Here is a 24,948-nt window from a genome sequence, read left to right as displayed (position 1 = left end):
TTCCGAGGATTCCGACGATTCCGATGAACAACGCACAGGGGGCGTTCTGCAATCTTCGGAATCCTCGGCAACCTCGGCCCCCTCGGCAACCTCAGCCCCCCAACCTTCTGTGGAGCACTCTTCCCAAAGAGCGGTATACTCCCATCCCCATGGACGTCACCCAGGACATCAAGGCGAGGCTCACGATTGAAGAACTCGTGGGGCAGTACTGCCAACTGAAGAAGAAAGGAAGGAACTTCGTGGCGCTGTGCCCGTTCCACAAGGATGCGCACCCCAGCCTCCTCGTCTCGCCGGACAAAGGGATCGCCTACTGCTTCGCGTGCCAGACGGGCGGGGATATTTTCAGTTTCTACCAAGCCATCGAGGGCGTGGATTTCCGCCAGGCGCTGAAGGACCTGGGGGAGAGGACGGGCGTGCGGGTGGAAGAGCATGCGGCGCCCTCCCTCAAGAAGGACGAGAAGGAGAGGATCCGTGACGTGCTCCGGGAAGCCCTGCAGTTCTACCGTGACCGGTTGAAGGCGACGCCGGCGGTGCAGGAGTACCTGAGGAAGAGGGATGTGCCCGCGGAGCAGGCGGAGCAGTTCGAACTGGGCTTCGCGCCCGACTCGTTCTCGGCCACGTACGAGCACCTCCTCAAGAAGGGGTTCTCCCGCAAGGAAATCCTGGCGGCCGGATTGGGCATTCAGAAGGAACTCAAGGAAGAGCGTATCTACGACCGCTTCCGCAACCGGCTCATGTTTCCCATCCATGATGCGCAGGGGCAGGTGATTGCGTTCGGCGGACGCACGCTGGGCGAGGATGACGCGAAGTACGTCAATTCTTCCGAGGGCGTGCTGTACCACAAATCGTCGGTCCTCTTCGGGCTCCACCATGCCAAGGAAGCCATGCGCGCCGCCCGCAGCGTCATTCTGGTGGAAGGCTACTTCGATCTCCTCGCCTGCCACCGCGTAGGGGTCACGAACGTGGTGGCAACGAGCGGTACGGCGCTCACGGAGCAGCATGTAAAGGTCCTCAAGCGGACGGTGGACACCGTCAACCTGTGCCTGGATGCGGACCGCGCCGGACAGGATGCCGCCGAACGTGCGTTCTTCCTCCTCTCCGCGGAAGCCCTCAATGTCCGTTCCATCCTCCTGCCGCGCAAGGACGCCAGTGAATTGCTCCAGGAAGGCCAAGAGAAGCTCAAGGCGGCGCTCACCGAAGGAGGCATTTCCTACCTGGACCGCGTCCTCCGGCAGTTGGGCGCGCAGAACCTCAGTGATGCCGTCATCCGGCGCGAAGCCCTCCGCCGGCTTCTCAGCCTGCTGCAAGCCCTGCCCTTCGCGGTGGAGCGGAAGGATTACACGGCCAAGGCGGCGGCGGTGTTCTCCACCACGGAGTCCGCGCTGGAGGAAGACCTGCAACGCACGCCGCGCACGGCCCCCGCCGCCGCGGTCTCCCAGCAGAAGGACGGCTTGTCGTTCTCCAAGACGGAACTGTCGCTGGCACTCCTCTTCCTCTACCCCAAACTGCGCGCCACGCTCCTCGCGGAACTCATTGCGCCGGAGGAGCCGTTCACCATCGCGTTCTACGAAGCCCTCAAGCAGGCGGAGAGCCTTTCCGAGACATCGCTTGATATGCTGCCCCTGGCGCCCGAGCACCGCGAACGGGCGGCCCTCCTCCTCCTGTTCTGCGAAGAGAACGGGCTGGCCGAGTGGTCGGAATCGTTGGCAGTGCGCGAAATACGCAAGAATTGCATCAGTGCCAACCGCGAGCTTCTCCAGCGGAAGCAGGAGGATATCGCACGGCTCCTCATCGCCGCGCGCGCGGCGCAGAACGTTACCGAGGAAGCGCTGCTCCAGAACCAGTACATGCAGATCATTCGGCTTAGGAAGACGGTAGGATGAGCAAAACATGCCTTTTTCCGCCGAAATACCTCGACAAATACGTCGAAGAATTGTAGTATACATTGTTCATTTTGCCGTGCTCTTCCCTTAGAGGAAGTTGTTCACTATCCTTTTCGGGCTTTCGGCACGGTACTCTTCCTCCCGCACCCGTCTTCGCTATGGCATCTCATCCGCGTAAGTTCATCGCACAGCCCACAGATGATGATTTGAAGCGTTTTCCCGAAAAAGTGAAGCACCTCATCAAGAAGGGAAGGGAGCAGCGCTACGTCACCCACCAGGAGATCATCGCCGCAGTCCCCAACGCAGAGGACAACGTGGACATGCTCGATGAGATTTACACGCTCCTCGTGGAGCTCGGCATTCAGGTGATCGACGTCAAGGACGCGCTCATTTGGGAGAAGAAGGGCAAGCTGCCCACGGGTGTGGCCGAAACGGAGGAGAAACCGGAGGAGGACCTTACGAAGATCGCGGATGCGCCGGACGATGCCGATTCCTCGGACGATGACGACGCTTCCGACGAGAAGGATGAGAAGGTCGAGGTGATCGATGAGGACATGGGGGACGATGCCATGAAGATGATCGCCATGGCGGGGATCGCCGTGGATTCCGACAAGGACCTCTCGGAGGAAGAGCGCAAGAAGCGCCGCCGGGAGAGGGAGATCGACCTGCTGGAGATCTCGAACGACTCCGTACGCATGTACTTGAGCGAGATCGGGCGCGTGCCGCTCATCGACGCCAAGAAGGAAGTGGAACTCGCGCGGCGCATCCGCAAGGGCGATGCCGGGGCCAAGCAGCAGCTGGCGGAAGCCAACCTGCGCCTCGTGGTCTCCATCGCCAAGAAGTACATCGGGCGCGGCCTCTCGTTCCTGGACCTCATCCAGGAGGGGAATATCGGCCTCTTCCGCGCCGTGGAGAAATTCGATCCCGAGCGCGGCTTCAAGTTCTCCACGTACGCCACGTGGTGGATCCGCCAGGCCATCACGCGCGCCATTGCGGACCAGGCGCGGACCATCCGCATCCCCGTGCACATGGTGGAGACCATCAACAAATTGACCCACACGCAGCGCCGCCTTGTCCAGGAGCTGGGCCGCGAGCCCACGCTGGAGGAACTGGCTGTGGAGATGGAGATGGACATCAAGAAGGTGGCACACATCCAGAAGATCAGCCAGGACATCATCTCGCTGGAGTCACCTGTGGGGTCGGAGGAGGACAGCAAGCTCGGCGATTTTATCGAGGACGAGGAAGCGATCAATCCGTTCGAAGCGACCAACCGCCAGCTGCGCAAAGAGAACGTCCACGCCATGCTGGAGTTCCTCACGCCGCGCGAGCGCAAGATCATCGAGATGCGCTTCGGGCTCAAGGACGGCATCGGGCACACGCTGGAGGAAGTGGGAAAGGAATTCGGCGTCACCCGCGAGCGCATACGCCAAATCGAAGCCAAGGTCCTGCAGAAGATGCGCGACCATCCGCGCTCCCTCACGATCCGCGAATTCGGCGGCATCCCCAAGCGCGTCGGCTTCAGCCAAGTGCATTCCTTCACGCAGGGCCGCCCCTGCCCCCACTGCGGCAAGGGGGAGTTGGTGGATATCATCAAGGACGGCGTGCAGATCGAGAAGTGCGACCACTGTGCGAAGGAGTATCGAGAGTAAAAAGAGCCCCATCCGAAGATGGGGCTCAAAAGTCCGCGGTGGGGCATGATCCCACGGCCGGATGTGATGTCCGGGCTCTCCACGAGACGCGGAACTCCTTCTTTATGAAGGAGCCCTATCCTATCAAGTTCGTCAACGAACCTCCAATAGAAGGTTGTACGGGAAGTGGGATGCCATTCGCGGCGGTTCTGCTAGCATCCCCTCCGTATGCCGGCTCTCCCCATCAAAGCCGCGCCGGGGCGCGGGAAGACGAAGGCAGGGAACGTGTCCGCCACGCTCTCCGTGTTCGAGAGCGAGTTCAATAAGCTCAACAAGGAGCAGCGGCAGGCGGTGGAGGCCATCGAGGGGCCGGTGATGGTCATCGCCGGGCCGGGGACGGGGAAGACGCAGACGCTGGCGCTGCGCGTGGCAAACATCCTCCGCAAGACGCAAGCCAAGCCCGCAAACATCCTCTGCCTCACGTTCTCGGTGAGCGGCGCGGTCTCCATGCGGGAGAGGCTCCGGCTCCTCATCGGCCCCGACGCCTACGGCGTGACGGTCTCCACTCTCCATGGGTTCTGCCAGAGCATCATCGGCGAGAATCCGGCGCTTTTCGACGAATGGTCCGCGCTGGAGCAGATCTCGGACATCGAGCGCTTTCGGGAGGTGAACAAGATCATCGACGGGTTTTTGCCGGACATCGCGCTGCTGAACCCCAAGTATCCCTACGGCCGGACGAAGGAGATCATCGGGAGGATCAGCGAGGTCAAGCGCGAGGGGAAGACGGTGGAGGAGCTGCGCAGAGTGGCGGCGGAGTACGAGCAGGCGATGGCGGAGAAGAGCAAGCACGGGACGAAGGCGCATGAGAAGAACCTCCTCACGGCGCGCAAGTTCAAGGAGTTCACGGAGATCTTCGAGCGCTACCGGCAGATGCTCCAGGACACCGGCCGCTACGACTACGACGACATGATCCTGTACGTCATCCAGGCGCTGCAGCGGGAGGAATGGCTCCTGGCGGGGCTCCAGGAGCGCTTCCACTACATCCTGGTGGACGAGTTCCAGGACACGAACGGCGCGCAGTGGAAGCTCATTGATCTCCTCACACGGCCGGTCTCGCCCGAGGACAACCCCAACTTGTTCGTGGTGGGGGACGATGACCAGGCCATCTACCGTTTCCAGGGAGCGAACCTCACGAACATCCTCTCCTTCCGCGAACGGTTCCCCTCCGCCGCCGTCATCACGCTCGAGACCAGTTACCGCGCCACGCAGTCCATCCTCGATGCGGCGGGACGTCTCATCGGCCACAACACGGAGAGGCTCGTGGGGCGCATCCCCGGCGTCCGCAAGGAACTGAAGGCGGCTTCGGGGGAGCAGGGGACTCCGCCGGTGCTCCTGCGTCCCCCCAGCGACAAGGCGGAAGCATGGATGGTCATGGATATCGTCCGGAAGAGGCTGGATGAGGGTCTGCGGCCCGCCGATATCGCGGTGATCGTCCAGACCAACCAGGAGCTGCGTCCCCTGTACGACGTGCTCACGGGGAAGGGGATTCCCGTACGCCTCACGGGCAAATCGGACCTCCTGCACCATCCCCTCATCCTGCAGGCCGTCGCCATCCTGCGCGCCATCCACGAGCCGGAGACGAGCAGCAGGCTTGCCGATGCGCTGGGCGCCGCTTGTTTTCGGCTCCATCCTGCCGACCTGGCGCATGTGTTCCGTCTCCGGCGTGAACCGCCGTTTGCCAAGGATGGGAAGCCCGCACGCCTTTCGGACGTCCTGCTTTCGTTGGACCAGGCGGCGTCGCCCGCATCGTCGGTGCCATGGAGGGAGAAGGAACGTCTCCTTTCCGTGCGTGACCTCCTTCTGGATTTGCACAATAAGAGGCACACACGCACGATCATGGAGACCGTGGATCGCGTCCTGCACGACGCAGGCCTCCTCGCGGCGGGGAGGGATATCCATCCCCTGGACCTCGCCGCCCTCCAGGAGTTCTTCGAGCGCGCGCGGCAGAGGATGATCGAAATGCCGGGCGTGACATTCGATACGTACCTGGGTGACCTGGAGCTGTACCTCAATCCCGACTACGGCTTGCGCATGATGTTCGAGATCCCGCATTTGGTCACGGAAGGCGTCCAGCTCCTCACGGCGCACCAGAGTAAGGGGTCGGAGTTCGCAACCGTCATCCTCACGAACTTCCGCGAAGGGCACTGGGACAAGCGCCGTCATCCTCCCTCCGTTTCCCTGCCGGAAGACCTCCTGTTCGGCTGGGAGAAGGAGCAGAAGGCGTACGAGCGCGGGCAGGATGAAAGGAGAGTCGCTTATGTGGCTATGACAAGGGCGAAGCGCGAATTGATTCTCAGCTGCCCCAAAGAACTTACGGCGGGGGAGAAGGCCAAGGCGGTTTCTCCCTCGGCGTTCTTCGCGGAAGCGGGGCCGCTCCCGGAGGAGGAGCAGGGGATCAGCGACCCCGAGCACGCGGCGACGCTGCTCCTCGCCCCCCGGCACGACCTGGACGCGGAGCTGAAGGACTTTCTCACGGAGCGGCTCAAGACCTACGCGCTCTCCGCCAGCGCCCTCAACCGTTTCTTGGAAGACCCCATTCAGTTCCTGCGGGTGGATCTCCTTCAGGTGCCGCAGCTGAGCGACTATGCGCTGGCCTACGGCAACGCGGTGCACTGGGCGCTCAAGCAGTGGGGCTTGCGCATGCGGGGCGGCGCGCCCATCGGCAAGGAGGAATTCATGGGGTACTTCCGCAATTTCCTCACCGAGCGCGAATTCCTCAAGGACAACCAACTCAAGCTCCTCCTGCACTTGGGTGAAGGTTCCCTGCCGCGCTACTACGACCAACGCCTCATGGGATCGGCGCCCGTCATCGACCACGTGGAGAAATCCTTCGCCGCGCGCATGGGGGATCCGTCGGCACCGCAGCGGGAAGGCATTCCCCTCAAAGGACTCATCGACCGCATCGACCGCGACCATCCCGAAGGGGCGGCGGGCGTTGTCATCGACTACAAGACGGGCAGGCCGCAATCGGAGAACCAAATCAGGGAAGGGGATTACTTCCGCCAGCTGCAGTTCTACACCGTGCTGCTCGAACTGGCGTACCCATCGCTCACGCCGCGCGCGTTCATTCTCGAGTTCATCGGCGAGCGCGAGGAACACCCGGTGAGCCGCCCCTTCGTGATCACGCAGGAAGAGAAGGACCGGATGAAGGAGCTCATCCGGGCGGTGTGGGGGAAGATCACCGCTCTGGATTTTTCTCCCTTGTAGACTTGCAGGACGCCAGCTCGTCTCCCCGTCCACGTTCCCTTCCATGCCTGCAGAGGGGGCAATGGTTGGGACATTCAAACTTTTGAGCCCACATGCGATTAAAGTAGGTACTGTTGAGGGTCGTCTCGTAATCATGATAGTGGCGGCCATTTTGGAGAAGCTCTACGGCCAGCCGGTGTATCTCTTCCGTAATGGCGATATGCGCGGTGGCATCAACCCACCTGCCTTTGGTGAGGTGGAAGATGTAAGGAAAACTCCCCTGGAGGATTTCCACTGTCACGCGCTCCGCATCGACGACGGTCTTCACGGTTCCCTTTCCTTCGATGACGTCGGTCCAGGTTGCCTTTTCGGGCGATGTGCCGTTGGGGGGAGAGGCGGGGAATTCTCCCATAGGGATATGGTACAAGAGGCCGTCCGGTGACAGGCACAACATTGATGCTGGATGGGCGCAGATTATGACACCGCACTGTACCCGACTCGTGAACACTCAGTGGGTCTTCTCCTTGTCTGTGTCTTCGGCATCATCCTCCATGTTCTTCTTCTGGGGCATCGATGCGAGCAATACGGAAACGCTTCGTACGTGCGTGTGGTGTGACAAACGAAGAATCGTATCAGGGGTTGAATAGTTCTGCAGGAGCACTTCAATCAAATTACGAAAGACCTTTTCGATCTCGGCATGTTCTGCGGTATCGGTGATAGTCTTATCAAGTTGCACAAGAAATTGCATGTTGAGATCCCCGCTTGTGACCTTGATGCAGAGGGGATCATCGTCCACAAATTCGGTTTTGGCCGGTACGGCAGTCGGCCCTACGGCGAATGAATCATGGCTTGGCGGGCTCAAGGAGATCATGGATATACGATACCACCAGTCATGGATCGAACAAGACCTCGCTAGAGGCCATAAAGGCATTCAAAACACCTATTGGCACGCTTCTTCCCATACTCTCAGGCATTTCTGTTTGACGGGACACCAGGAGTAGCCGGCGGAGCCGATGCACCCGTGCACGTCGCGGTCGCAACCGGCGCAAGGTACGGGGGTGCCGGAGACGGAAGAAGAGGACGATGCCGTGCAGGCTTCCTCCCACGTACGGAGGCACTTCTGCTTGGCCTCGCACCAGGAATAGCCCGCGGGGATCAGGCAGCCGTGCTCGTCCTTCTGCCCGCCGATGAGGCGGTCGCAGCGTTGTGTTTGGGCGTTCCATTGGTGCGTGGCGGGACGCGCCAGGCAACGGCGTCGGAGACGGTCCACCCTCCCTTGCGACGCGGCGAAGGCGAGGGTGGGGAGGAGGATGAGGAGGGCGAAGAGGGCTTTTTTCATATGCCCTAGAATACGGGAAAGGGAGACGGAGGTTACACACTCGCTCTTGTCAGGAACGCCGTTCGTGATGTCCTTGCAGACGTGCACGGAGAAAATCCGCGAACTTCTGCGACGCACGTCCCCTGTGGCTGGCGCGGTTCTTCTCTTCCACGCCGAGCGCGGAGAAGACCTTCGCGTGTCCTTCCGGCTTGAAGCAGGCGGAAATGGGAAGGCCGGGAAGATACTCCGCCTCCAGGTCATCGGTGATCGTCCCTTCGCACGTTCCTTCGAAGAGGTGTACCTGTCCCTCCGCATCCACGTGTGCGAGGTGGCAGATGAACCGCGCGCGCTTGTTCTCCTCGCGCTTCATGCGTTCCAGGAAGTATCGTATCCACTCCTCGTCGCTCGCCGCAGGCCCGGCGCCCCAACGGCGCGTATGCAATCCCAGTTCGCCTCGGAGCGCGTCCACCTCGATCCCAGAATCGTCCGCGAGCGTGGGCAGCTTTGCTTTCTCAAAATAGTAGAGAGCCTTCTGCGTCGCGTTCTCCGCGAACGTCGCACCCGTTTCCGCGGGATCGCCCGCGATGCCGATGGCATCCGGTGTGAGGATTGTTACGGGGAGGGAGCGCAAAACCTCGCCGATTTCGATCATCTTGCCGCGGTTGTTGGTACCCAGAAGGAGTTCCATTGAATGGGAGACAGGAAGACAGGGTTCCAAGAATACAGGGAGAGAATCAGGGGGAGAAGATGCTTGAATTTGATACGAGGGAGGGGGGCGTTCTATGGGGTGGCAGAACGCCTTTTGTGGCTTGTGGTAGCGGAAATATGAGTTGCCAACAATCTAAATATGTTATGTGATATTCCCCCATGGAAGAGGGGATTGTAGGGTAAGGGCAGTCCATTCCCACTCCCCCCATGAGCAGTGTTTCCATGATCGTTCTCGCGCACCACGCATCCCTGCCCGGCGATGTGGCGACGGTGACGCCGGAGCAAGCGTGGCTCCTGGCGGCGTTTGCGCTCCTGCTTGCCGCGGTGGTTTGGCTGGTCGTTGGCAAGATGGAACGGCGATAGAAGTGCGAATGAGGACGGCGAGAGCTGTCGCTACGCTCATCCCTCCACGTTCGACCGCTCCACGTACAGCTTCCGCGGCTTTGCGCCGTCCGGCGGTCCGATCAATCCCTTCTCCTCCATGATGTCGAGCAGGCGGGCGGCGCGGGCGTACCCCACCTTCAGCTGGCGTTGGAGCAGCGAGGCGGAGGCCTTGCCCGAGTCCTGAACGACGCGGACCGCATCAAAGAACAGGTCGTCCCCGCCGTTGTCATCCGCGTCCAGGTTGATGGTCGCCGTGGTGGCCGTGACCCCTTCGTCGTTGTTTGCGGCTTCCCCTTCCTCATCGCCGATCCCGATGGATTCCGTAATCTTGCCCCCGCCCGCGATCTTCACCGCGTTCACCACGCGTTCCATTTCCTTCGTGGACGTGTAGATGCCCTGGATGCGGACGGGGTTGGGCGTGCGGGCGTCCATGAAGAGCATGTCGCCTTGGCCCAAAAGGTCCTCCGCGCCGATGCCGTCCAGGATGGTCCGGGAGTCCACGGAGCTCACGGTGCGGAAGGCGATGCGCGTGGGGATGTTCGCCTTGATGAGGCCCGTGATGACGTCCACCGAAGGGCGCTGCGTGGCGATGACAAGGTGCATGCCAACGGCGCGGGCCATCTGCGCGATGCGCGCGATCATGGTTTCCGTGTCGCGCCGGAACTGCCGCATCATCAGGTCCGCCAGCTCATCGATCACCACCACGATGCGCGGGAGCATGTCCTGCTCGTCCTTCTGCTTGCGGTTGTACTCCTCGATGTTGCGCGCACCCTGTTCCGAGAAGCGGTGCAGCCGCCGCCCCAGTTCCGCCACCGCCCACCGCAGTGCCTGCAAGGCGCGTTCCGCCTCCGTGATCACGGGCGTGAGGAGGTGGGGGATGCCGTCGTACGGGGTGAGCTCCACGCGCTTGGGGTCCACGAGGATGAACTTGAGCTCGTGCGGGGCGTTCTGGTAGAGGAGCGCGGTGAGGAAGGTGTTCATGCACACCGATTTGCCCGAGCCCGTGGCGCCGGCGATGAGGAGGTGGGGCATGTCTTCCAGGCTGGCGATCACGGCCTCGCCGGAGACATCCCTGCCGAGCGGGAGGGTGAGCGACGAATCGTTCTGCACGAAGGAGGGGCTTTCCAGTATCTCGCGCAGGTGCACCGTGGACCGCGTGATGTTGGGCATCTCGATGCCCACGAGCGACTTGCCCGGGATGGGCGCTTCGATGCGCAGGCTGGGGGCGGCGAGCGCAAGCGCGAGGTCGTCCTTGAGCGCGGCGATGCGGCTGAGCCTCACGCCTTCGGCGGGTTGCAGCGTGAACTGCGTGACGGTGGGGCCGGGGCGCGCGTCCTTCATGGTCACGTCGATTTCGAACTCCTTCAGCTTCTCCTCGATGCGCAACGCCTGCTTCTTGAGGTCCTCGTCCTTCACGGTGAGCTGGCTCATGGCGTCTTCCAGCAGGTCGTAGCTGGGGAAGGTCCATTCCTCGAAGCGCGTGTCCTTCATCTCGATCATGTCGTTCCGTTTCTTCTTGAACGTATCCTTGAGCGCCTTGCCTCCCTTGCCGGAAACGTTCGCCTTGGCGAAGGCGGGGCGCACGATATTTAGTTCCTGCACGGAGGACTCCTTCTCCACAAGGTCATCATCCTCCTCCTCATCTTCCGTCTCCGCCGGACGCTTGCGCCGCTCCATCATCGGCTCTTCCTCCGGTTCGTCCTCCTCTCCCGGCAGGTACTCCGCCGGGCGTCGCGGCAGCGGCTTGGGGCCCGTGAACTTGTCCTTGAGCCACAGGAAGAACGCGGCGAGATCGGGTTCGAAGGTGATGATGAGGCCGGCGATGAACGCGCCGCTCAAAGCCGTATAGCCCACGGCGCGGCTGAAGAACGTGAGGAAGGGCAGACTCACCGTAAAGCCGATGGCACCCGCCAATTCATCCCTCCGCGAACCGATCTCCTCCAGGGGCGCGCCGATGTGCATGAGCCCCAGGAAAGAGAGGAGGCAGAGCAGGAGCCCGATGGAACGCTTGAACTCCACGTGGCGGTTGGGAGCCGCCCAACGCAACATCCCCGAAACGACGAGGAAGATGGGGAAGATGATGCCCCAGGCACCGAACAGGAACGTGAGGATGTGCCGGATCACTTCCCCCGCCGTCCCGGCGCTGCCCTGGAGGGCGAGGTAGAGGAGAATGCCGAGTACGATCTGCACCAACCCGCTGATGGCAGCGAGCGTGGTGGATTTCAGTTCCATCCCCTCCGCTTTCAACACCTGCCGCTTCACTTTGCGACGAGCCCTGGGCATCGGGATTCATTATAGGCGTAAATGTACGGCTGGAGGAAGAGGAGGTTTTGTGGGCGTATTGAGTATTACGTATTGAGTATAGCGTATGATCTGATGGAAGGCTCGTTGCCGCATCGGGTAGCTTTCCTGTGTATACTCAATACGTAATACGTCATACATCATACTTATACCCTCTCTCATGAACGTTCTAATCTTCGGTTCCAAAGGCTATCTCGGCTCCCAATTCCTGTCCCTCTATCCTGACGCCATCACGCCGTCCGTGGACGTTGCGGATCAAGCGGCCGTGGCGACGCTATTGGACAAGGAGAAGCCGGACGTGGTGATCAATGCCGCGGGCAAGACGGGGCGACCGAACGTGGATTGGTGCGAAACGCATCGGGAAGAGACGTTCCGCAGCAACGTGACGGGCGTGGTCACCCTTCTCGAGGAATGCGGCGAGAGGGGGATCTACTGGGTGCACCTGGGGTCCGGCTGCATCTACGAGGGGGAGAACGGCGGCGGGGGATACACGGAGGAGGACCCGCCGAACTTCGCGGGATCGTTCTACTCCTGGACCAAGAACGTCAGCGACCAGATGCTCATGCGGTTCGGGGAGGGATGGAAGGGGCGCGGGGGCGTCCTCAACCTTCGCTTGCGCATGCCTTTCGATACCACCCAAAGCCCGCGCAATCTCCTCATGAAGCTCAAAGGCTACACGAGGGTGCTGGACGTGCGGAATTCCATCACCTTCATCCCGGAATTCACGGCTGCGGCGCAACGGCTGATCGCAGAGAGGAAGACGGGAACGTACAACATGGTCAACGGTAGCGGCATTTCCCCCTACCGTATCATGGAACTGTATAAGGAGATCGTGGATCCTTCCCATGCGTTCGAGCGGCTCACGCTGGAGCAGTTGCCCGATGTGGCGAAGGCGGCGCGGAGCAACTGCATCCTCAACAATGCCAAGCTCTTGGGAGAGGGGATTCCCATGGGGGATGCGGAGGAAACGGTGCGCGCGGCGCTCCGTACACTTAGGAAAGCCCCGTGAGAGGGCTCTGGACGGCACGGTACGGATCGTGGGGCGATCCTCTTGCGTCCGTTCCCCTCTTCCGCAATAATTAGATACCCTAATAATTCGCAGAACTATGGAAACTCCGTCCGATGCCATCATCCGCTACTCGTTCGGCCTCACCAGGGTCATCAGGCATATGATGATCTGCTTGCAAGAAGAAGGCATTACTGTCAACTTCCTGCAAATCCACGCCCTCGCTCTCATTGAGGACCATCCCGGCATGACCATGAAGGAACTGGCGGATGTCCTTCATGTTGCATCACCCTCCGCAACATCGTTCGTCAACCGCCTCGTTCGCAGCAAACTGGTTTCCCGCAGCCATGATGCCAAGAACCGCAAGCTCGTGCGCTTGACGCTCACGAAAGAGGGCAAAGTGACGTTGCGAGAGAAGAGGACGAAACGCACGGCGCTCCTCAAGGAACACCTCCACCTCCTCACTCGGGAGGAGCAACGGCAACTCGCCAACATCCTCAAGAAGTTGCATACTAGCGCCAGTCTGGCGGCCATCCACTAATCCCACTTTCCCATGACCAAACAGCACCAACACGCAGCGGCGTCGCACACGCCCAACGCCGCACCGGCAGGACAGGGGGCCCATGCCGCGCATCCTCAGCACGCAACCCATCCCGACCACACGGTGCAGCACTCCCGCATGCGACGCACCCTTCACTGGCTCCGCAAACACCGCAAGGCCGTCATCATCACGGCAGTCGCCGTCATCGTCCTCGGCTTGCCCCTCTCCTGGCTCTTCAAGCCGGCGCAGGCGCAATACGTCACGGCGATGGCGCAGAAGGGCGACTTGCAGCAGACCGTGGAGGCGGTGGGGACGGTCACCTCCGAGCGCGATTTGGAACTCAAGTTCCCCGGCGCGGGGATCGTGGAGAGCGTGCAGGTGAAAGAGGGGGACCGCGTCACGGCCGGCCAGGTGCTGGCACAGCTGCGCGCCGGCAGCTTGGGGGCGGCGGTGGCCATGCAATCCGCAAACCTCCAGTCCGCCGTGGCGGACTTGCGGAAGATGGAGGAGGGGACGCGGCCGGAAGACATCGCCATCGCGGAGGCGCAAGTGGCCAACAAGCGGGCGGCGCTGCAAGTGGCGCAGTCGACGTTGGACAGCGCCAAGAAGAGCCTCACGCAGGCGCAAGACCAGCTGAAGACCGTCCAGCAGGAGGCAACCACCTCGCTCGGCGGGCAAGTGGAAACGGCGCGTTCCGCGCTGCTTTCCCAGCTTGTGGCGGGGGAAACGGCCTTGGCGGTGGTGGATGATATCCTGGGCAAGACCATCGTGCAGGACGCCATCATCAAGATGCGCCCCGGCGGGGACATAGATGTCCGCACCGCCCGCACGAATGCGCTCGCCGCCCTCCTGAGCGTCCGCCAACAGGCGAACGTCATCGATTACCACGACGCCCTCAAGGTCCTCCAATCGGGCCAGAGCGCCGTGAGCCAAGCGGCCCAGACCGTTGATCTCCTCTTCACTCTCATCGGTTCGCTTCCGGAAACGAGTTACTTCACCCAGGCGCTCCGCGAACAGTACCGCACGAGCCTCTCCACGCAGCGCGGGTTGGTGCAGAGCGCCGTGAGTGCCATCACCACCGCGTACACGGGGCTGCAGTCCGCGGCCGCCGGGTTCGATACCAGGATCTCCACGGCACAGTCCACCATCACGACGAGCGAGGGGACCATGGAGCGCGCGAAGGCGGACATCCTCACCTACCAGACCGCCGTGCAGGCGCAGGAAGCGGACCTTGCCCTCAAGAGGGCCGGGACCCGGAAGGCGGACCTGGATGCGGCACGCGCCCGCGTGCGCCAGGCGCAGGCGTCCTTGGCGCAGTCCCAGGCGAATTACGCGGATACCATCCTTCGCGCGCCCGTGGATGGGACTATTTCCCACGTGAACGTGAAGGGAGGAGAAGCGACGCCCGTCACCGGGCCGGCGGTCACCATTCTGGGCAACTCACCGTTCCGCGTGGAGATGTTCGTTTCGGAAGTGGACGTGCCGAAGCTGATCCAAGCGCAGTCGGGCAGCATTGCGCTCGACGCGTTCCCCGACACGGAATACAAGGTGCACGTGAGCGAGCTCGATACCGCCCCCACGCTCGTGGACGGCGTTTCAAAGTACCGCGTGAAGTTGGATTTCATCTATCCCCATGAGGAATTCAAGATCGGCATGACGGGCGATGTGACGGTGGTGACGGGGGAACGAAAGAATATCGTGTATGTTCCCGGCCGTGCGGTCCTGGAGAAGGAGGGTAAGAGGGTGGTGCGCATCCTCCAGAACGGGAAGAACAACGGCATCCGTGAGCAGGAGGTGACGCTGGGGATGGAGGGGCAATCGGGGGATGTGGAGGTGACGAAGGGGTTGAGCGGAGGGGAAACGATTGTCGTCCTGGAGAAATAGTTCACTCGTTATCATTCTGCCCACCCATGACCACCGCCCACTCACGTTCGGCCCATCCCCTCATCGAAACGGTCGAGCTCCACAAATCGTACTTCAATGACGAGGTGGAGACCCCCGTCCTTCACGACATCAATTTGACCATTGAGAAGGGGGAATTCGTAGCCATTATGGGGCCTTCGGGTTCCGGCAAATCCACGCTCATGCACATCCTGGGCTTCCTCGACCGCCCCACGGCGGGACAGTACCTGTTCCAGGGCGAACCCACGGAGCAGATGGATGAAGATACGCTGGCGCGCATCCGCGCGACGCGCGTGAGCTTCGTGTTCCAGTCCTTCAACCTCCTCCCGCGCACGTCCGTGCTGGAGAACGTCACCCTCCCCCTCCTCTACCATCCGCACATTTCCGTCTCCGAGCGCTCCGAGCGCGCCGTGAAAGCCATCGAGACGGTGGGGCTCATGGACCGCATGGATTATCTCAGCCACCAGCTCTCCGGCGGGCAGAAGCAACGCGTGGCCATCGCCCGTTCCCTGGTGACGGAACCGGAAGTGATCTTCGCCGACGAGCCGACCGGGAACTTGGACTCGCACTCCGGCATCCAGGTGATGGAGGCGCTGCAGACCCTCCACAGGGACGGCCACACCATCATCCTCGTCACGCACGAGGGGACCACGGCGGAACATGCGCAGCGCATCATCCAGATCCACGACGGGGAAATCACCGCGGACCGCCGTGATTTCAAGCGCCGCATTGCGGGAAAAGGCGTTACCTTGAAGTAAGGGCGCCATGGCATGGCGCCCCTACGCATCCCACCAATCGTACCACCATCATGCTCATCCGCGACACCCTTCGAATGGCATTCAACGACGTGCGGGTTCACCAGTCACGCTCGCTCCTCACGGTGCTCGGCATCATCATCGGGGTGGCGGCCGTTGTTCTCATGACCGGCGTGGGGAAGAGCATGGAAGGTGTGATCTTGGGCCAGATCAACACGCTGGGCCCCACCGTCATCGCGCTCTGGCCGGGGGCGAAAGGCCCGGAAGGGGGAACGTCCTCCATGAACACCGATTACGACGCCATCACCATCCGCGACGTGGAAGCGCTGCGGCAGCTGGAATCCGTGACGAGCGTCGCCCCCATGATCATGCTGGGGGAACCCGCGACGTACGGGCGTGAGAAGGTGGAGGCGAACGTGGTGGGGACCACACCGGACTATGTCAGCAATCAATCTGTGGAAGTGACGAGCGGGCGTTTTCACGATGAGACCGATGAGATCGGCGTGCGTCCCGTCGCAGTGATCGGGCCGGACATCGTGGAGGACCTCATGCCGGGGCAGGATCCCCTGGGGAAGCGCATTGAGATCGGGGGGAGGCGGTACACCGTCATCGGCGTGCTCAAGGCGGTGGGAACGCAGTTCTTCCAAAATCAGGACACCCGCATCATCATTCCATTCTCCATGGCCAAGGCCGTGGAGCAGCGCGACTACGTGGACATGGTGACGCTGCGGGCGACGGAGGACATTGCGAACGGGGTGGCGGATGTGGAGTACTTGATGCGCAAACGCCACAGCATCGTCTCGCCGCCCGCCGATCCGAAGAAGAATGACGACTTCCTCGTGCGCACGGCGGAGCAGGCGCAGGACATCCTGGGGACGGTGTCCCTCGCCCTCACGGTCTTCATCACCATGGTCGCCAGCGTGTCGCTCGTGGTGGGCGGCATCGGCATCATGAACATCATGCTCGTATCCGTCACGGAACGGACGCGGGAAATCGGTCTGCGCAAGGCGTTGGGGGCGCAGCGGAACGACATCCTGCTGCAGTTCCTGGTGGAAGCGGTGGTCGTCACATTCATCGGGGCGGTCATCGGCCTGCTGCTGGGGGTGCTTCTGGACTTCTTCATAGTCCTCATCGCGCAGAAATTCCTCTCCACCTACCATTTCGGCCTCAACCCCCTCGCTATGGCGGTCTCCATGCTCATGGCCATGGGCGTCGGTTTGGGTTTCGGCCTCTATCCCGCGCGCAAGGCGGCGGTGCTCGATCCCATAGCGGCACTACGGTACGAGTAAGGACGCCATGCCATGGCGTCCATACGATGTCACCGCCATCCACCACCCCCCCGCACACCGCCTACCACCATCCCGCACACCGTCTATACCCCACCGTCAATCCCCATGCGACTAGCCGACACCATCCATACGGCAACCCGAGGACTCACGCGCAACCTCATGCGCTCCCTCCTCACCACGCTCGGCATCATCATCGGGGTCGGATCCGTGGTGCTCATGGTCTCGGTGGGTTCCAGCTTCGAGCGGTTCATCCTCAGCCAGGTAGAGAGCTTCAGCGGCGACACTTTCGAAGTGCAGCCCAAAGGCTTGGAACAGATCGGTGCGGCGACGGATACCATTACGGCGGGGGACTTTGAGGCCATCGAAAAGCTCTCCACAGTGCAGAATGCGGCGCCGGTGATCTTTGTCCGCGAGCGGGTGACCTACGGGAGGGAGAACATCGCGCCCTTCATCTTCGGCACCCGGAAGGAGGCATTCAACAACTGGTCCATGAGCATCAGCGCGGGAAGGCTGCTGACGGACAGCGACGTTTCCGGCGCAAAGAATGTCGTAGTCCTGGGGCCGAAGGCCGCCGAGGACCTCTTCGGCCAGACGGACCCCGTGGGGAAGCGCATCAACGTGGGGTCGGCCACCCTCACCGTCGTGGGGGTGCTGGAGAGCCTGGGATCCGTGATCGGCCAGCAGATGGACGCATACGTGTACATGCCCCTCACCGTTGCGCGGAGCATTGCGGGGAATTCCTCCACGGTGGATTACATTTCCCTCCAGTCGCGCGGGGACAACGAGATTACGAAGCTGGACATCGAAATGCTCCTGCGCCAACGGCACAAGATCAAGAACCCGGAGAACGATCCCGACAAAGATGACTTCATCGTGCGTTCGTTTGAGCAGGCGACGCAGATGCTCAACACCGTCACCATGAGCATCACGCTCTTCCTGGGGCTCATCGCCGGCATTTCCCTTCTCGTCGGCGGCATCGGCATCATGAACATCATGCTCGTCACCGTCACGGAGCGGACGGCGGAGATAGGCTTGCGCAAGGCGGTGGGTGCCCGTCGCAACGACATCCTCCTCCAGTTCCTCGTGGAATCCGTGCTCCTCACGGTCTCCGGCGGCTTCATAGGCCTCGCGGGAGGGGTGGGCATCGGCTTCGTAATGGCCACGGCCGCGGGGAAGTTCCTGGATGGCTTCGCGTACTCCCTGCCCCTTAGCGCCATCGTCCTCTCCGTGGGCATGGCGGCGATCGTCGGCCTCGTCTTCGGCATCTACCCGGCGCGGAAGGCCGCCGTGCTGGACCCCATCGAGGCGATGCGGTACGAATGACGTTCGGATGATGGTGTCGTTCTCACGCGAACTTCAAGCCCGCCACGCCCGCGAGCACCAGGAGGATCGCCGCCCACTGCACCCAGCGGAGGTGTTCGCGGTACAAACGCATGCCGAGGAGAGAGGTCACCACCAGGGAAGCGCTGCCCACGGCCGTCACGATGGCGACGGGCCCGGCGTGCGTCGCCAGCATGAAGAATCCCGTGCCGACGAGGGTGGGGGAGGCGGCGGCGGCGATGCCCAGGAACGTGCGTCCGCTGATGCGGCCCATGGGTTTCCGCAGGAAGACCCGGCGCAATATGAGCAGGAACCCGGCGCCCGCGGCAATGGAGATTTCCCAGAAATATCCCGCGACAAGCGGGTTGGCGATGCGGCTGAGCGCGGCCGGTGTCACGTTGGTGAGGGTGAGGGGGAGGGCGGATGCCACGGCCAGCAGGATCCCGAACCCCGCACGGTTGCCCAGGTGCGCATGGACATTCCCTTTGGCCGCCAGGAGCACGCTGCCGATGATGATGAGCGCCAGGAGAGCAAGCGCCGCGGGAGAGAGCACGTCACCCAAAACCGCCCAGCCGATGGCGACGAGGAGCACGGTCATCAGGGCGCGGGAGATAGCGCCCGCGATCCCCACGGGGAGGTGGCGGTACGAGGCGTAGAAGAGTCCCAGGTAGAGTCCGCCGGAGAGACCTCCGAGCAGGAGCAGTTGCCAGTGTGCGGCGACCGCGGCGATCTCCGCACGGGATGAGCCGAGGAGGAGGGGAAGGAGCGTGACGGAGAAGGAGAGGTTCCGGTAGAACGCCAGGCTCAGACCGTCCACTTTCCGCGCATAGTGCGCCAGCAGCACGTTCTGCAGCGCATACCCGAGCATGGAAAGGAGGGCGTAGAGGTAGAACATTGCGGATTTGGAAGGCTATCTGTGATTGAATAGTAGCGGAAAAGTGCATCCCGCGCGGAAGAACGAGGCTTTGAATGATGATCCTGATACAGTACTGGCATGTTTGGTTTCACGAAGAAGATAGTTCAGCCGGTCAGTAATCACTCACAATGGAATAAAATCTTTGCGAGAGAACAGGCGCGTTTATTGGAAGGGTTGAGGGATCATCCCGTGACAATAGAGCATGTTGGAAGTACGGCTATACCGTTCGTACCTGCGGAACCCATTCTGGATATTGCGCTCGGTATTGAGCCATCAGTGGAACTCGATGCGTTGAGAAAGAACCTGGACAGTCTGGGGTATGAAGAAGGTGAACCGCAGGGGATGAAAGACAGCGTTCTGTGGGTATGCGGGGAGCAAGCCCGAGAGTTCCATATCCATCTGATGCATAGATGCAGTACCACATGGAATGATCTTATGCTTTTTCGCGCCGCACTCAGAAGCAGTGAATCTTTACGGAATGAATATGCATTGTTAAAAACTGAACTCGCCGGCAAGTATTCTGAGGATCGCAAGACGTACACGAATGGCAAGCGAGCATTCATTGAGCGCGTCATTCGTCAGTACTCACCGAAACGTCCGCAGTTCACCAGAGAAGCCATGGTCACTGAAATAGTATCCGCGCTTGAAAAGGGGAAGAATGTTCTGTTGGTCGGCAGGAGGGACGCCGGTAAAACGTACTTTGTAACAAAGACGCTCATCCCTTTCCTCAGGAATACAGGTATGGATGTTCGGTACCACAAGAATATGAACGAGGAGATTGGTGACTTGCCGGAAGATGCGGTGGTTATCTTCGATGAATTTGAGATACGCGATGACAGGGAGCAGTTGGAAAAGATGCATCCGGAGGAGAAACCGTATTATACTGACTCCTATTTGAAAAAGGTCCATAGATGGTTACGGAAGTCGGAACATATTCCGAATCGTCGAATATTCATTCTTTCAAGGAACGAGGAAGATATCGGCAACATTATGAAAACAACGTCTTTTGAATTCGCATCCGATGTCGTCGTGATCGAAGTTCCAGCTTGGAAGGCAGAATAAGCTCTGAGCAACGATTATGCAGATATTCCGCTAAGCGTTGTCAGAGAAAACTTCTCATCCTTTCCGTAGATTGTTTCACAATCCAGGATGAGTTATGGAAATAATTGGATTCTGGTGGGCCGGGAGGGACTCGAACCCCCGAAGCCGTGAGGCACCGCGTCTACAGCGCGGCGGAATTGCCACTATCCGACCGACCCACGAGTGCATGCTGGAAAGAACAGCTTGTCACTGCACATAGTGTACGGCAAACCTGAATGCGGTTCAATGCATTGAAGTCCTCACGCCCCGTACTTCCACCCCTCATATCGAACGAGCTTGAGCAGTTTCTGCTGTCCCAGGATCTCTTTGGAGAGGGCATCGTCGTAATCCGAATCGTAGACGACCGTGGTGATCCCCGCGTTGAGGATCATCTTGGTGCAGATGACGCACGGGAAGCAGTTGCAGTACAGGGTGCCGCCCTCGATGTTGATGCCGAACTTGGCCGCTTGTGTGATGGCGTTCTGCTCGGCATGCGTGCCGCGGCAGATCTCGTGGCGCTGGCCGGAGGGGATCTTGAGCTTCTCGCGCAGGCACCCGCCCATTTCCGCGCAGTGGGGGATACCGCGCGGCGCGCCGTTGTACCCCGCGGTGAGCTGCTGCTTATCCTTGGCGATCACGGAGCCCACCTTCCTCCGCAGGCACGTGGCCCGCTTGGCCCATGCGTAGGCGATCTCCATGAACACCTCGTGGAAGGAGGGGCGGTCCTCCCCGCTCAGGAGCCGCAGGAAATGCCGGAGCTTCGCCTCCAAGTCCTTCAGCGTCCCGTCGTTGATGATGAGGTAATCCACGCGGTCCAGGCACTTCTTCACCTGCTGGCCTTCTGGCGGTTCGCCCACGCCCTTCTCCCTCTCGAGACGCTCCACTATCTGCTTCTTGGTAAGTGCGGCGCCTTCCCGCTTCCTCTTCTGCAGGCGCGTGATGATCGTGTCCGTAGGCGCCGTGATGCCGATGAGGCGGAAGCCTGAAAGCTTGCGAAGTTCATCCGCTTCGCCGGGGTTGCGTATGCCGTCGATCACCCACCTTCGCTCCTCGCCCTGTTCGGAGCTACGGTGGGCAGGCCCACTCCGCTCTTCGTTCCGTTCGGAGCTACGGTGGGCAGGCCCATTTCGCGCTTTCACGGCAAATGGCCGCGCCGTTTCCCTTTCAATTGTTTCGCAAATCATCTTTCCCAGCACGCCGGGTCCATGCTTTGAGCGCAAATCGTTGCCCACGTCCTGCAAGTTGCCGCGCGTGTGGGCGAGTTTCCGCTTCGTGGCTTCCGCGCGGACCATATCCGAGAGTGAGAGGGGGGCGTAGCCGCTCTTGGCGAGCATCTTGATCAGCTCGCCCTTGCCGGAACCCATGTAGCCCGTGAGTCCGATGTACAGGGACATGGCCTCAGTATCCCCGAAACCGCCCTTTTGACAAGGTGTCATTGACGGTAGGGCGTGGGATTGCGTACCATCGATGCGTCCGCTTCTCCTGCCACGTGTCACACTGTGAAAACGTCGGCGACGAAGGTACGGAAATGCCGGTGGTGCCGGTGGTGCTCAGCGTGTTGAGTCCTCTTGCCTCCATGAGGTTGCATGCAGCACTGCAGAATATGACGGGGGTTGTGCTTGAGGTTCATGAGGGAGGGGGAAACAGTTTGGAGATATCCTTCACAGGCAATCCCGAGGGCGTGATTGAGAAGGTGAAGAAGGCTTTGGAGAATTTGGATTGCAGGATGATGGATTGAGGGCGGCGCATGCGCGGAAACTGTTGCCTTGGGAAGGGGGAGGCCACTACGCTTCCCAACCATGAAGCGCCGAAAGGCATGGTTGGAGAAAACAGAGAAGTTCTTCCGGGAGCACATCGGCCCCGGCGTTATTACTGGCGCCTCCGACGATGACCCCAGCGGCATCGCCACCTACGCGCAAGCGGGGGCGAAGTTCGGGTACGGGATGTTGTGGACAACGTTGTTCATGTTCCCGCTCATGGTGGTCATACAGGAGATATCGGGCAGGATCGGCCGGGTGACGGGGAAGGGGATTGCGGCCAATCTCCGCCAGTACTATCCCCGCTGGCTCCTCCACTTCAGTGTGGGCCTCTTGCTCATGGCCAATACGATCAATATCGGGGCGGACCTGGGCGCCATGGGGGAGGCGGTGGAACTGCTCCTCGGCGTCCCCTCCGCGGTAACGGTGGTGTTCTTCTCCCTCGTGTGCGTGTACTTGGCGGTCTTCCTCCCCTACAAGAAGTACGTCCCCATCCTGCAGTGGCTGGTGCTCGCGCTCTTCGCGTACGTCATCACGGCATTTGTCACCGACATCCCTTGGAAAGACGTCGCCTTCTACACGCTCATCCCCAACCTTTCCCTCAACAAGGAATCACTGGCCATGATCATCGCCATACTGGGCACCACCATCAGCCCGTACCTTTTCTTCTGGCAGTCGTCGCAGGAAGTGGAAGAGATACGTGCGCACCGCTTCCTGCACGCGCTGATCAGGTTCCCGCTCAATGCAAAGCAAGAGCTGTGGAAGTTACGGGTGGATACCGTGGTGGGCATGGCGTTCAGCAACATTATTGCGTTCTTCATCATCCTCACAACGGCAGCGACGCTCAATGCCTCCGGTTTGACGACCATTGAGACGGCGGCCGATGCCGCGCAGGCGCTCCGGCCGTTGGCGGGTTCCGCTGCCGCTTTCCTCTTCGCGGCGGGCATCGTGGGGACGGGGCTCCTGGCCGTGCCGGTGCTTGCCGCATCCGCCGCGTTCGGCGTGGGGGAAGCGATGCGATGGCCGGTGGGATTGGAGCGGAATGTCCACAAGGCGAAGGGGTTCTATGGCGTGCTCACCGCTGCGACGGTGATGGGCTTGCTCCTCAACTTCTTCGGCATCAATCCCATCGACGCCCTCATTGCTTCCGCCGTGGTCAACGGCATCGTCTCGGTGCCGCTCATGGCGGCGCTCGTGCACATGAGTTCAAACGAAAAGGTGATGGGTTCCCTCGTCATTCCCAAGTCGCTCCGCATTGCGGGATGGGTGACGACGGCTGTCGTTGCCACAGCAGGCGTGGGGTTCTTCCTCACGTGGTAAAGACACACTTGGGATGCGTCTCCGACGAGAATGAGATGCGCGATGTGATGATGTGTGACGCAATGGTCTTTACAAGGAAGGTGTACGACCGTACACTTCCGACATGCCCATCACCGCACAAGCAACCGCGCACGAACAAGCGATCATCGTCGATTATGTCTCTGTACAAGGACAAGCAAATCAGAGGAGCGAACGAGACGTAGCGCATGACATACTGCAATGGGTGAGGAGTTCACCGTGCCGGGGTTCCATACATGTGTACCTTCCGTCTTGGAGGATGGGTGCTGGACGAATGATGAAAAATGAACTGCAAGCACTCGGTTGTACCGTGACATCGAGGATGAGGTGATGCGGAAGAGCGTTGAAACCATTTGAATCATCACGATTTATAAAACATTCAAGCCTAGACGGTTTACGGAAGAGGACGTTTCGGTACACTTTCGCACTAAGAGTCCCGTTGCGGGTCTTTGTGCCGCGACGTCCTATTCCTTCCCCATCTTCCTTCTTATGAAAAGCTTCCTCTCAAGCCGACGAGGATTCACCCTCATCGAGCTCCTGCTCGTGATCGGCATCATCGCCATCCTGGCGAGCATTGTGATCATCGCCATCAACCCCACAAAGCAGTTGGGGAAGGCGCGCAATGCACAGCGCCGCAGCGACATCAATACCATCCTGAATGCCGTGTACCAGTACGCCATCGACAACAACGGCGTGCTGCCGGGGAACATTCCCTCGGGCGCGAGCACGGCGGCTGCAAAGCCCATTTGTATGTTCGATACGAACATTGCAAGTTGCACCACGGCCACCGGCGCGGGGAACCTGAACGGCGTGAACCTCCGTTCGCTTTCCGGCACGTATCTCGTGGGTATCCCCAAGGATCCCAGCGTGCCCAGCACCCTCACGGCGTCAGGGACGCGCTACATGATCTACAAGGATGCATCCAGCCGCATCACTGTGTTCCCCGCGACGACGGATGACAGTGAGACGATCACGGCGTCTCGGTAAAATCCGCACATCATCAAAAGCCCCTTCTGTCGAAGGGGCTTTTGTTTTGTCACGATGTTCCAATGGTATACTGCGCTCCCGTATGCGGTTACTGTTTCGCAAGAGGAAAGGGTTCACCCTGGTCGAGTTGCTGCTCGTGATGGCTATCATTGCACTGCTCGCGTCCATCGTCATCGCGGCCATCAATCCGCAGAGACAGCTGGCACAAGCCAGGAACACACAGAGGAAGGCGAATATCCAGACGATCATCAATGCCGTCTACCAGTACGCCATCGACAATAGGGGGGGAATGCCCGGGAACATCCCGTCCGGCAGCGCGAACAGGAGGCCCATCTGCATGTTCGATACGGCCATAGCCAGTTGCACAACGGCCACCGGCGCCGGCAATCTTGGAGGAGTGAACCTGCGCATGCTCTCCGGGACGTATTTGGTGGGAATGCCGGAGGACCCGAGCATCCCAGGCGCACTCACGGCTTCGGGCACGCGGTACATCATCTATAGGGATGCGGCAGGCCGTATCTTCGTCGGCGCGCCCGCCGCGGAGTTGGGGCAGACCATACAGACCATGCGGTGATCCGTTGGATGCGGA

At 60.8% G+C, this 24,948-nt stretch carries 22 protein-coding genes and 1 tRNA gene; 15 read left to right on the top strand and 8 right to left on the bottom strand.

Annotated features, from left to right (window positions below):
- Positions 1-149 precede the first annotated feature (149 nt).
- The 3 genes from dnaG (at position 150) to WC698_02725 (ending at position 6,778) form a co-directional block, all read left to right on the top strand.
- The gene (gene dnaG / locus WC698_02735) at positions 150-1,883 is read left to right on the top strand and encodes a DNA primase (GenBank protein MFA6039152.1); all 1,734 of its coding nucleotides are present in this window, start codon (positions 150-152) and stop codon (positions 1,881-1,883) included.
- 158 nt (positions 1,884-2,041) lie between these two features.
- Positions 2,042-3,532, top strand: a complete 1,491-nt coding sequence (rpoD, locus tag WC698_02730; GenBank protein ID MFA6039151.1) for an RNA polymerase sigma factor RpoD — start codon at positions 2,042-2,044, stop codon at positions 3,530-3,532.
- A 207-nt stretch (positions 3,533-3,739) separates the two neighbouring features.
- Positions 3,740-6,778 (top strand): ATP-dependent DNA helicase, encoded by a 3,039-nt coding sequence (locus tag WC698_02725; GenBank protein MFA6039150.1) that lies wholly within the window; start codon positions 3,740-3,742, stop codon positions 6,776-6,778.
- On the opposite strand, the gene WC698_02720 is transcribed toward WC698_02725, so the two are convergent.
- The 4 genes from WC698_02720 to WC698_02705 form a co-directional block, all read right to left on the bottom strand.
- Positions 6,750-7,169: a hypothetical protein gene (locus WC698_02720; GenBank protein ID MFA6039149.1), complete on the bottom strand. Its 420-nt coding sequence runs from the start codon at positions 7,167-7,169 to the stop codon at positions 6,750-6,752. The two genes, WC698_02725 and WC698_02720, sit on opposite strands and share 29 nt — an antisense overlap.
- A 96-nt stretch (positions 7,170-7,265) precedes the next feature.
- On the bottom strand, positions 7,266-7,628 hold the full coding sequence (locus WC698_02715) for a hypothetical protein (GenBank protein ID MFA6039148.1): 363 nt from the start codon (positions 7,626-7,628) through the stop codon (positions 7,266-7,268).
- A 69-nt stretch (positions 7,629-7,697) separates the two neighbouring features.
- On the bottom strand, positions 7,698-8,096 hold the full coding sequence (locus WC698_02710) for a hypothetical protein (protein MFA6039147.1): 399 nt from the start codon (positions 8,094-8,096) through the stop codon (positions 7,698-7,700).
- 49 nt (positions 8,097-8,145) lie between these two features.
- On the bottom strand, positions 8,146-8,763 hold the full coding sequence (locus WC698_02705) for a non-canonical purine NTP pyrophosphatase (GenBank protein ID MFA6039146.1): 618 nt from the start codon (positions 8,761-8,763) through the stop codon (positions 8,146-8,148).
- A gap of 227 nt (positions 8,764-8,990) precedes the next feature.
- On the opposite strand from WC698_02705, the gene WC698_02700 reads away from it, so the two are divergent.
- The gene (locus WC698_02700) at positions 8,991-9,146 is read left to right on the top strand and encodes a hypothetical protein (protein ID MFA6039145.1); all 156 of its coding nucleotides are present in this window, start codon (positions 8,991-8,993) and stop codon (positions 9,144-9,146) included.
- A 36-nt stretch (positions 9,147-9,182) separates the two neighbouring features.
- Here the strand turns inward: WC698_02700 and WC698_02695 are convergent, their stop codons facing one another.
- Positions 9,183-11,450: a DNA translocase FtsK gene (locus WC698_02695; GenBank protein ID MFA6039144.1), complete on the bottom strand. Its 2,268-nt coding sequence runs from the start codon at positions 11,448-11,450 to the stop codon at positions 9,183-9,185.
- 178 nt (positions 11,451-11,628) lie between these two features.
- On the opposite strand from WC698_02695, the gene WC698_02690 reads away from it, so the two are divergent.
- The 6 genes from WC698_02690 to WC698_02665 all read left to right on the top strand — a co-directional run bounded on the left by WC698_02690 (position 11,629) and on the right by WC698_02665 (position 18,284).
- Positions 11,629-12,477 carry a sugar nucleotide-binding protein gene (locus tag WC698_02690; protein MFA6039143.1) on the top strand — a complete coding sequence of 283 codons (849 nt, stop codon included), beginning with the start codon at positions 11,629-11,631 and terminating at the stop codon, positions 12,475-12,477.
- Positions 12,478-12,574: 97 nt separating this feature from the next.
- Positions 12,575-13,015, top strand: coding sequence for a MarR family transcriptional regulator (locus WC698_02685; protein ID MFA6039142.1), 441 nt, complete (start codon positions 12,575-12,577; stop codon positions 13,013-13,015).
- Between the two features lie 12 nt (positions 13,016-13,027).
- The gene (locus tag WC698_02680; GenBank protein MFA6039141.1) at positions 13,028-14,899 is read left to right on the top strand and encodes an efflux RND transporter periplasmic adaptor subunit; all 1,872 of its coding nucleotides are present in this window, start codon (positions 13,028-13,030) and stop codon (positions 14,897-14,899) included.
- Positions 14,900-14,925: 26 nt separating this feature from the next.
- On the top strand, positions 14,926-15,675 hold the full coding sequence (locus tag WC698_02675; protein ID MFA6039140.1) for an ABC transporter ATP-binding protein: 750 nt from the start codon (positions 14,926-14,928) through the stop codon (positions 15,673-15,675).
- Between the two features lie 50 nt (positions 15,676-15,725).
- Positions 15,726-16,961 carry an ABC transporter permease gene (locus WC698_02670; protein MFA6039139.1) on the top strand — a complete coding sequence of 412 codons (1,236 nt, stop codon included), beginning with the start codon at positions 15,726-15,728 and terminating at the stop codon, positions 16,959-16,961.
- 105 nt (positions 16,962-17,066) lie between these two features.
- Positions 17,067-18,284, top strand: coding sequence for an ABC transporter permease (locus WC698_02665; protein ID MFA6039138.1), 1,218 nt, complete (start codon positions 17,067-17,069; stop codon positions 18,282-18,284).
- A 22-nt stretch (positions 18,285-18,306) separates the two neighbouring features.
- Here the strand turns inward: WC698_02665 and WC698_02660 are convergent, their stop codons facing one another.
- On the bottom strand, positions 18,307-19,176 hold the full coding sequence (locus WC698_02660) for a DMT family transporter (protein ID MFA6039137.1): 870 nt from the start codon (positions 19,174-19,176) through the stop codon (positions 18,307-18,309).
- A 99-nt stretch (positions 19,177-19,275) separates the two neighbouring features.
- Between WC698_02660 and WC698_02655 the strand changes: the two genes are divergently transcribed.
- A complete protein-coding gene (locus WC698_02655; protein ID MFA6039136.1) occupies positions 19,276-20,259 on the top strand; it encodes a GrpB family protein in 984 nt (327 codons plus the stop codon).
- 112 nt (positions 20,260-20,371) lie between these two features.
- On the opposite strand, the gene WC698_02650 is transcribed toward WC698_02655, so the two are convergent.
- Together WC698_02650 and WC698_02645 are read right to left on the bottom strand one after the other, a co-directional pair.
- A tRNA-Tyr gene (locus tag WC698_02650) sits at positions 20,372-20,456 on the bottom strand.
- 81 nt (positions 20,457-20,537) lie between these two features.
- Positions 20,538-21,671: a deaminase gene (locus WC698_02645; protein MFA6039135.1), complete on the bottom strand. Its 1,134-nt coding sequence runs from the start codon at positions 21,669-21,671 to the stop codon at positions 20,538-20,540.
- 134 nt (positions 21,672-21,805) lie between these two features.
- Here WC698_02645 and WC698_02640 point away from each other — a divergent pair, with 134 nt between their 5' ends.
- The 4 genes from WC698_02640 to WC698_02625 all read left to right on the top strand — a co-directional run bounded on the left by WC698_02640 (position 21,806) and on the right by WC698_02625 (position 24,933).
- The gene (locus tag WC698_02640) at positions 21,806-22,015 is read left to right on the top strand and encodes a hypothetical protein (protein ID MFA6039134.1); all 210 of its coding nucleotides are present in this window, start codon (positions 21,806-21,808) and stop codon (positions 22,013-22,015) included.
- Positions 22,016-22,076: 61 nt separating this feature from the next.
- Positions 22,077-23,354, top strand: a complete 1,278-nt coding sequence (locus WC698_02635) for an Nramp family divalent metal transporter (GenBank protein MFA6039133.1) — start codon at positions 22,077-22,079, stop codon at positions 23,352-23,354.
- Positions 23,355-23,861: 507 nt separating this feature from the next.
- The gene (locus WC698_02630; GenBank protein MFA6039132.1) at positions 23,862-24,359 is read left to right on the top strand and encodes a type II secretion system protein; all 498 of its coding nucleotides are present in this window, start codon (positions 23,862-23,864) and stop codon (positions 24,357-24,359) included.
- A gap of 82 nt (positions 24,360-24,441) precedes the next feature.
- Positions 24,442-24,933, top strand: a complete 492-nt coding sequence (locus WC698_02625) for a type II secretion system protein (GenBank protein ID MFA6039131.1) — start codon at positions 24,442-24,444, stop codon at positions 24,931-24,933.
- Positions 24,934-24,948 lie beyond the last annotated feature (15 nt).

The organism is Candidatus Peribacteraceae bacterium, from assembly GCA_041661065.1.
Classification (GTDB): Bacteria; Patescibacteriota; Gracilibacteria; order Peribacterales; family Peribacteraceae; genus CAIKAD01.
This window is presented reverse-complemented; position numbering and strand designations above follow the sequence as displayed.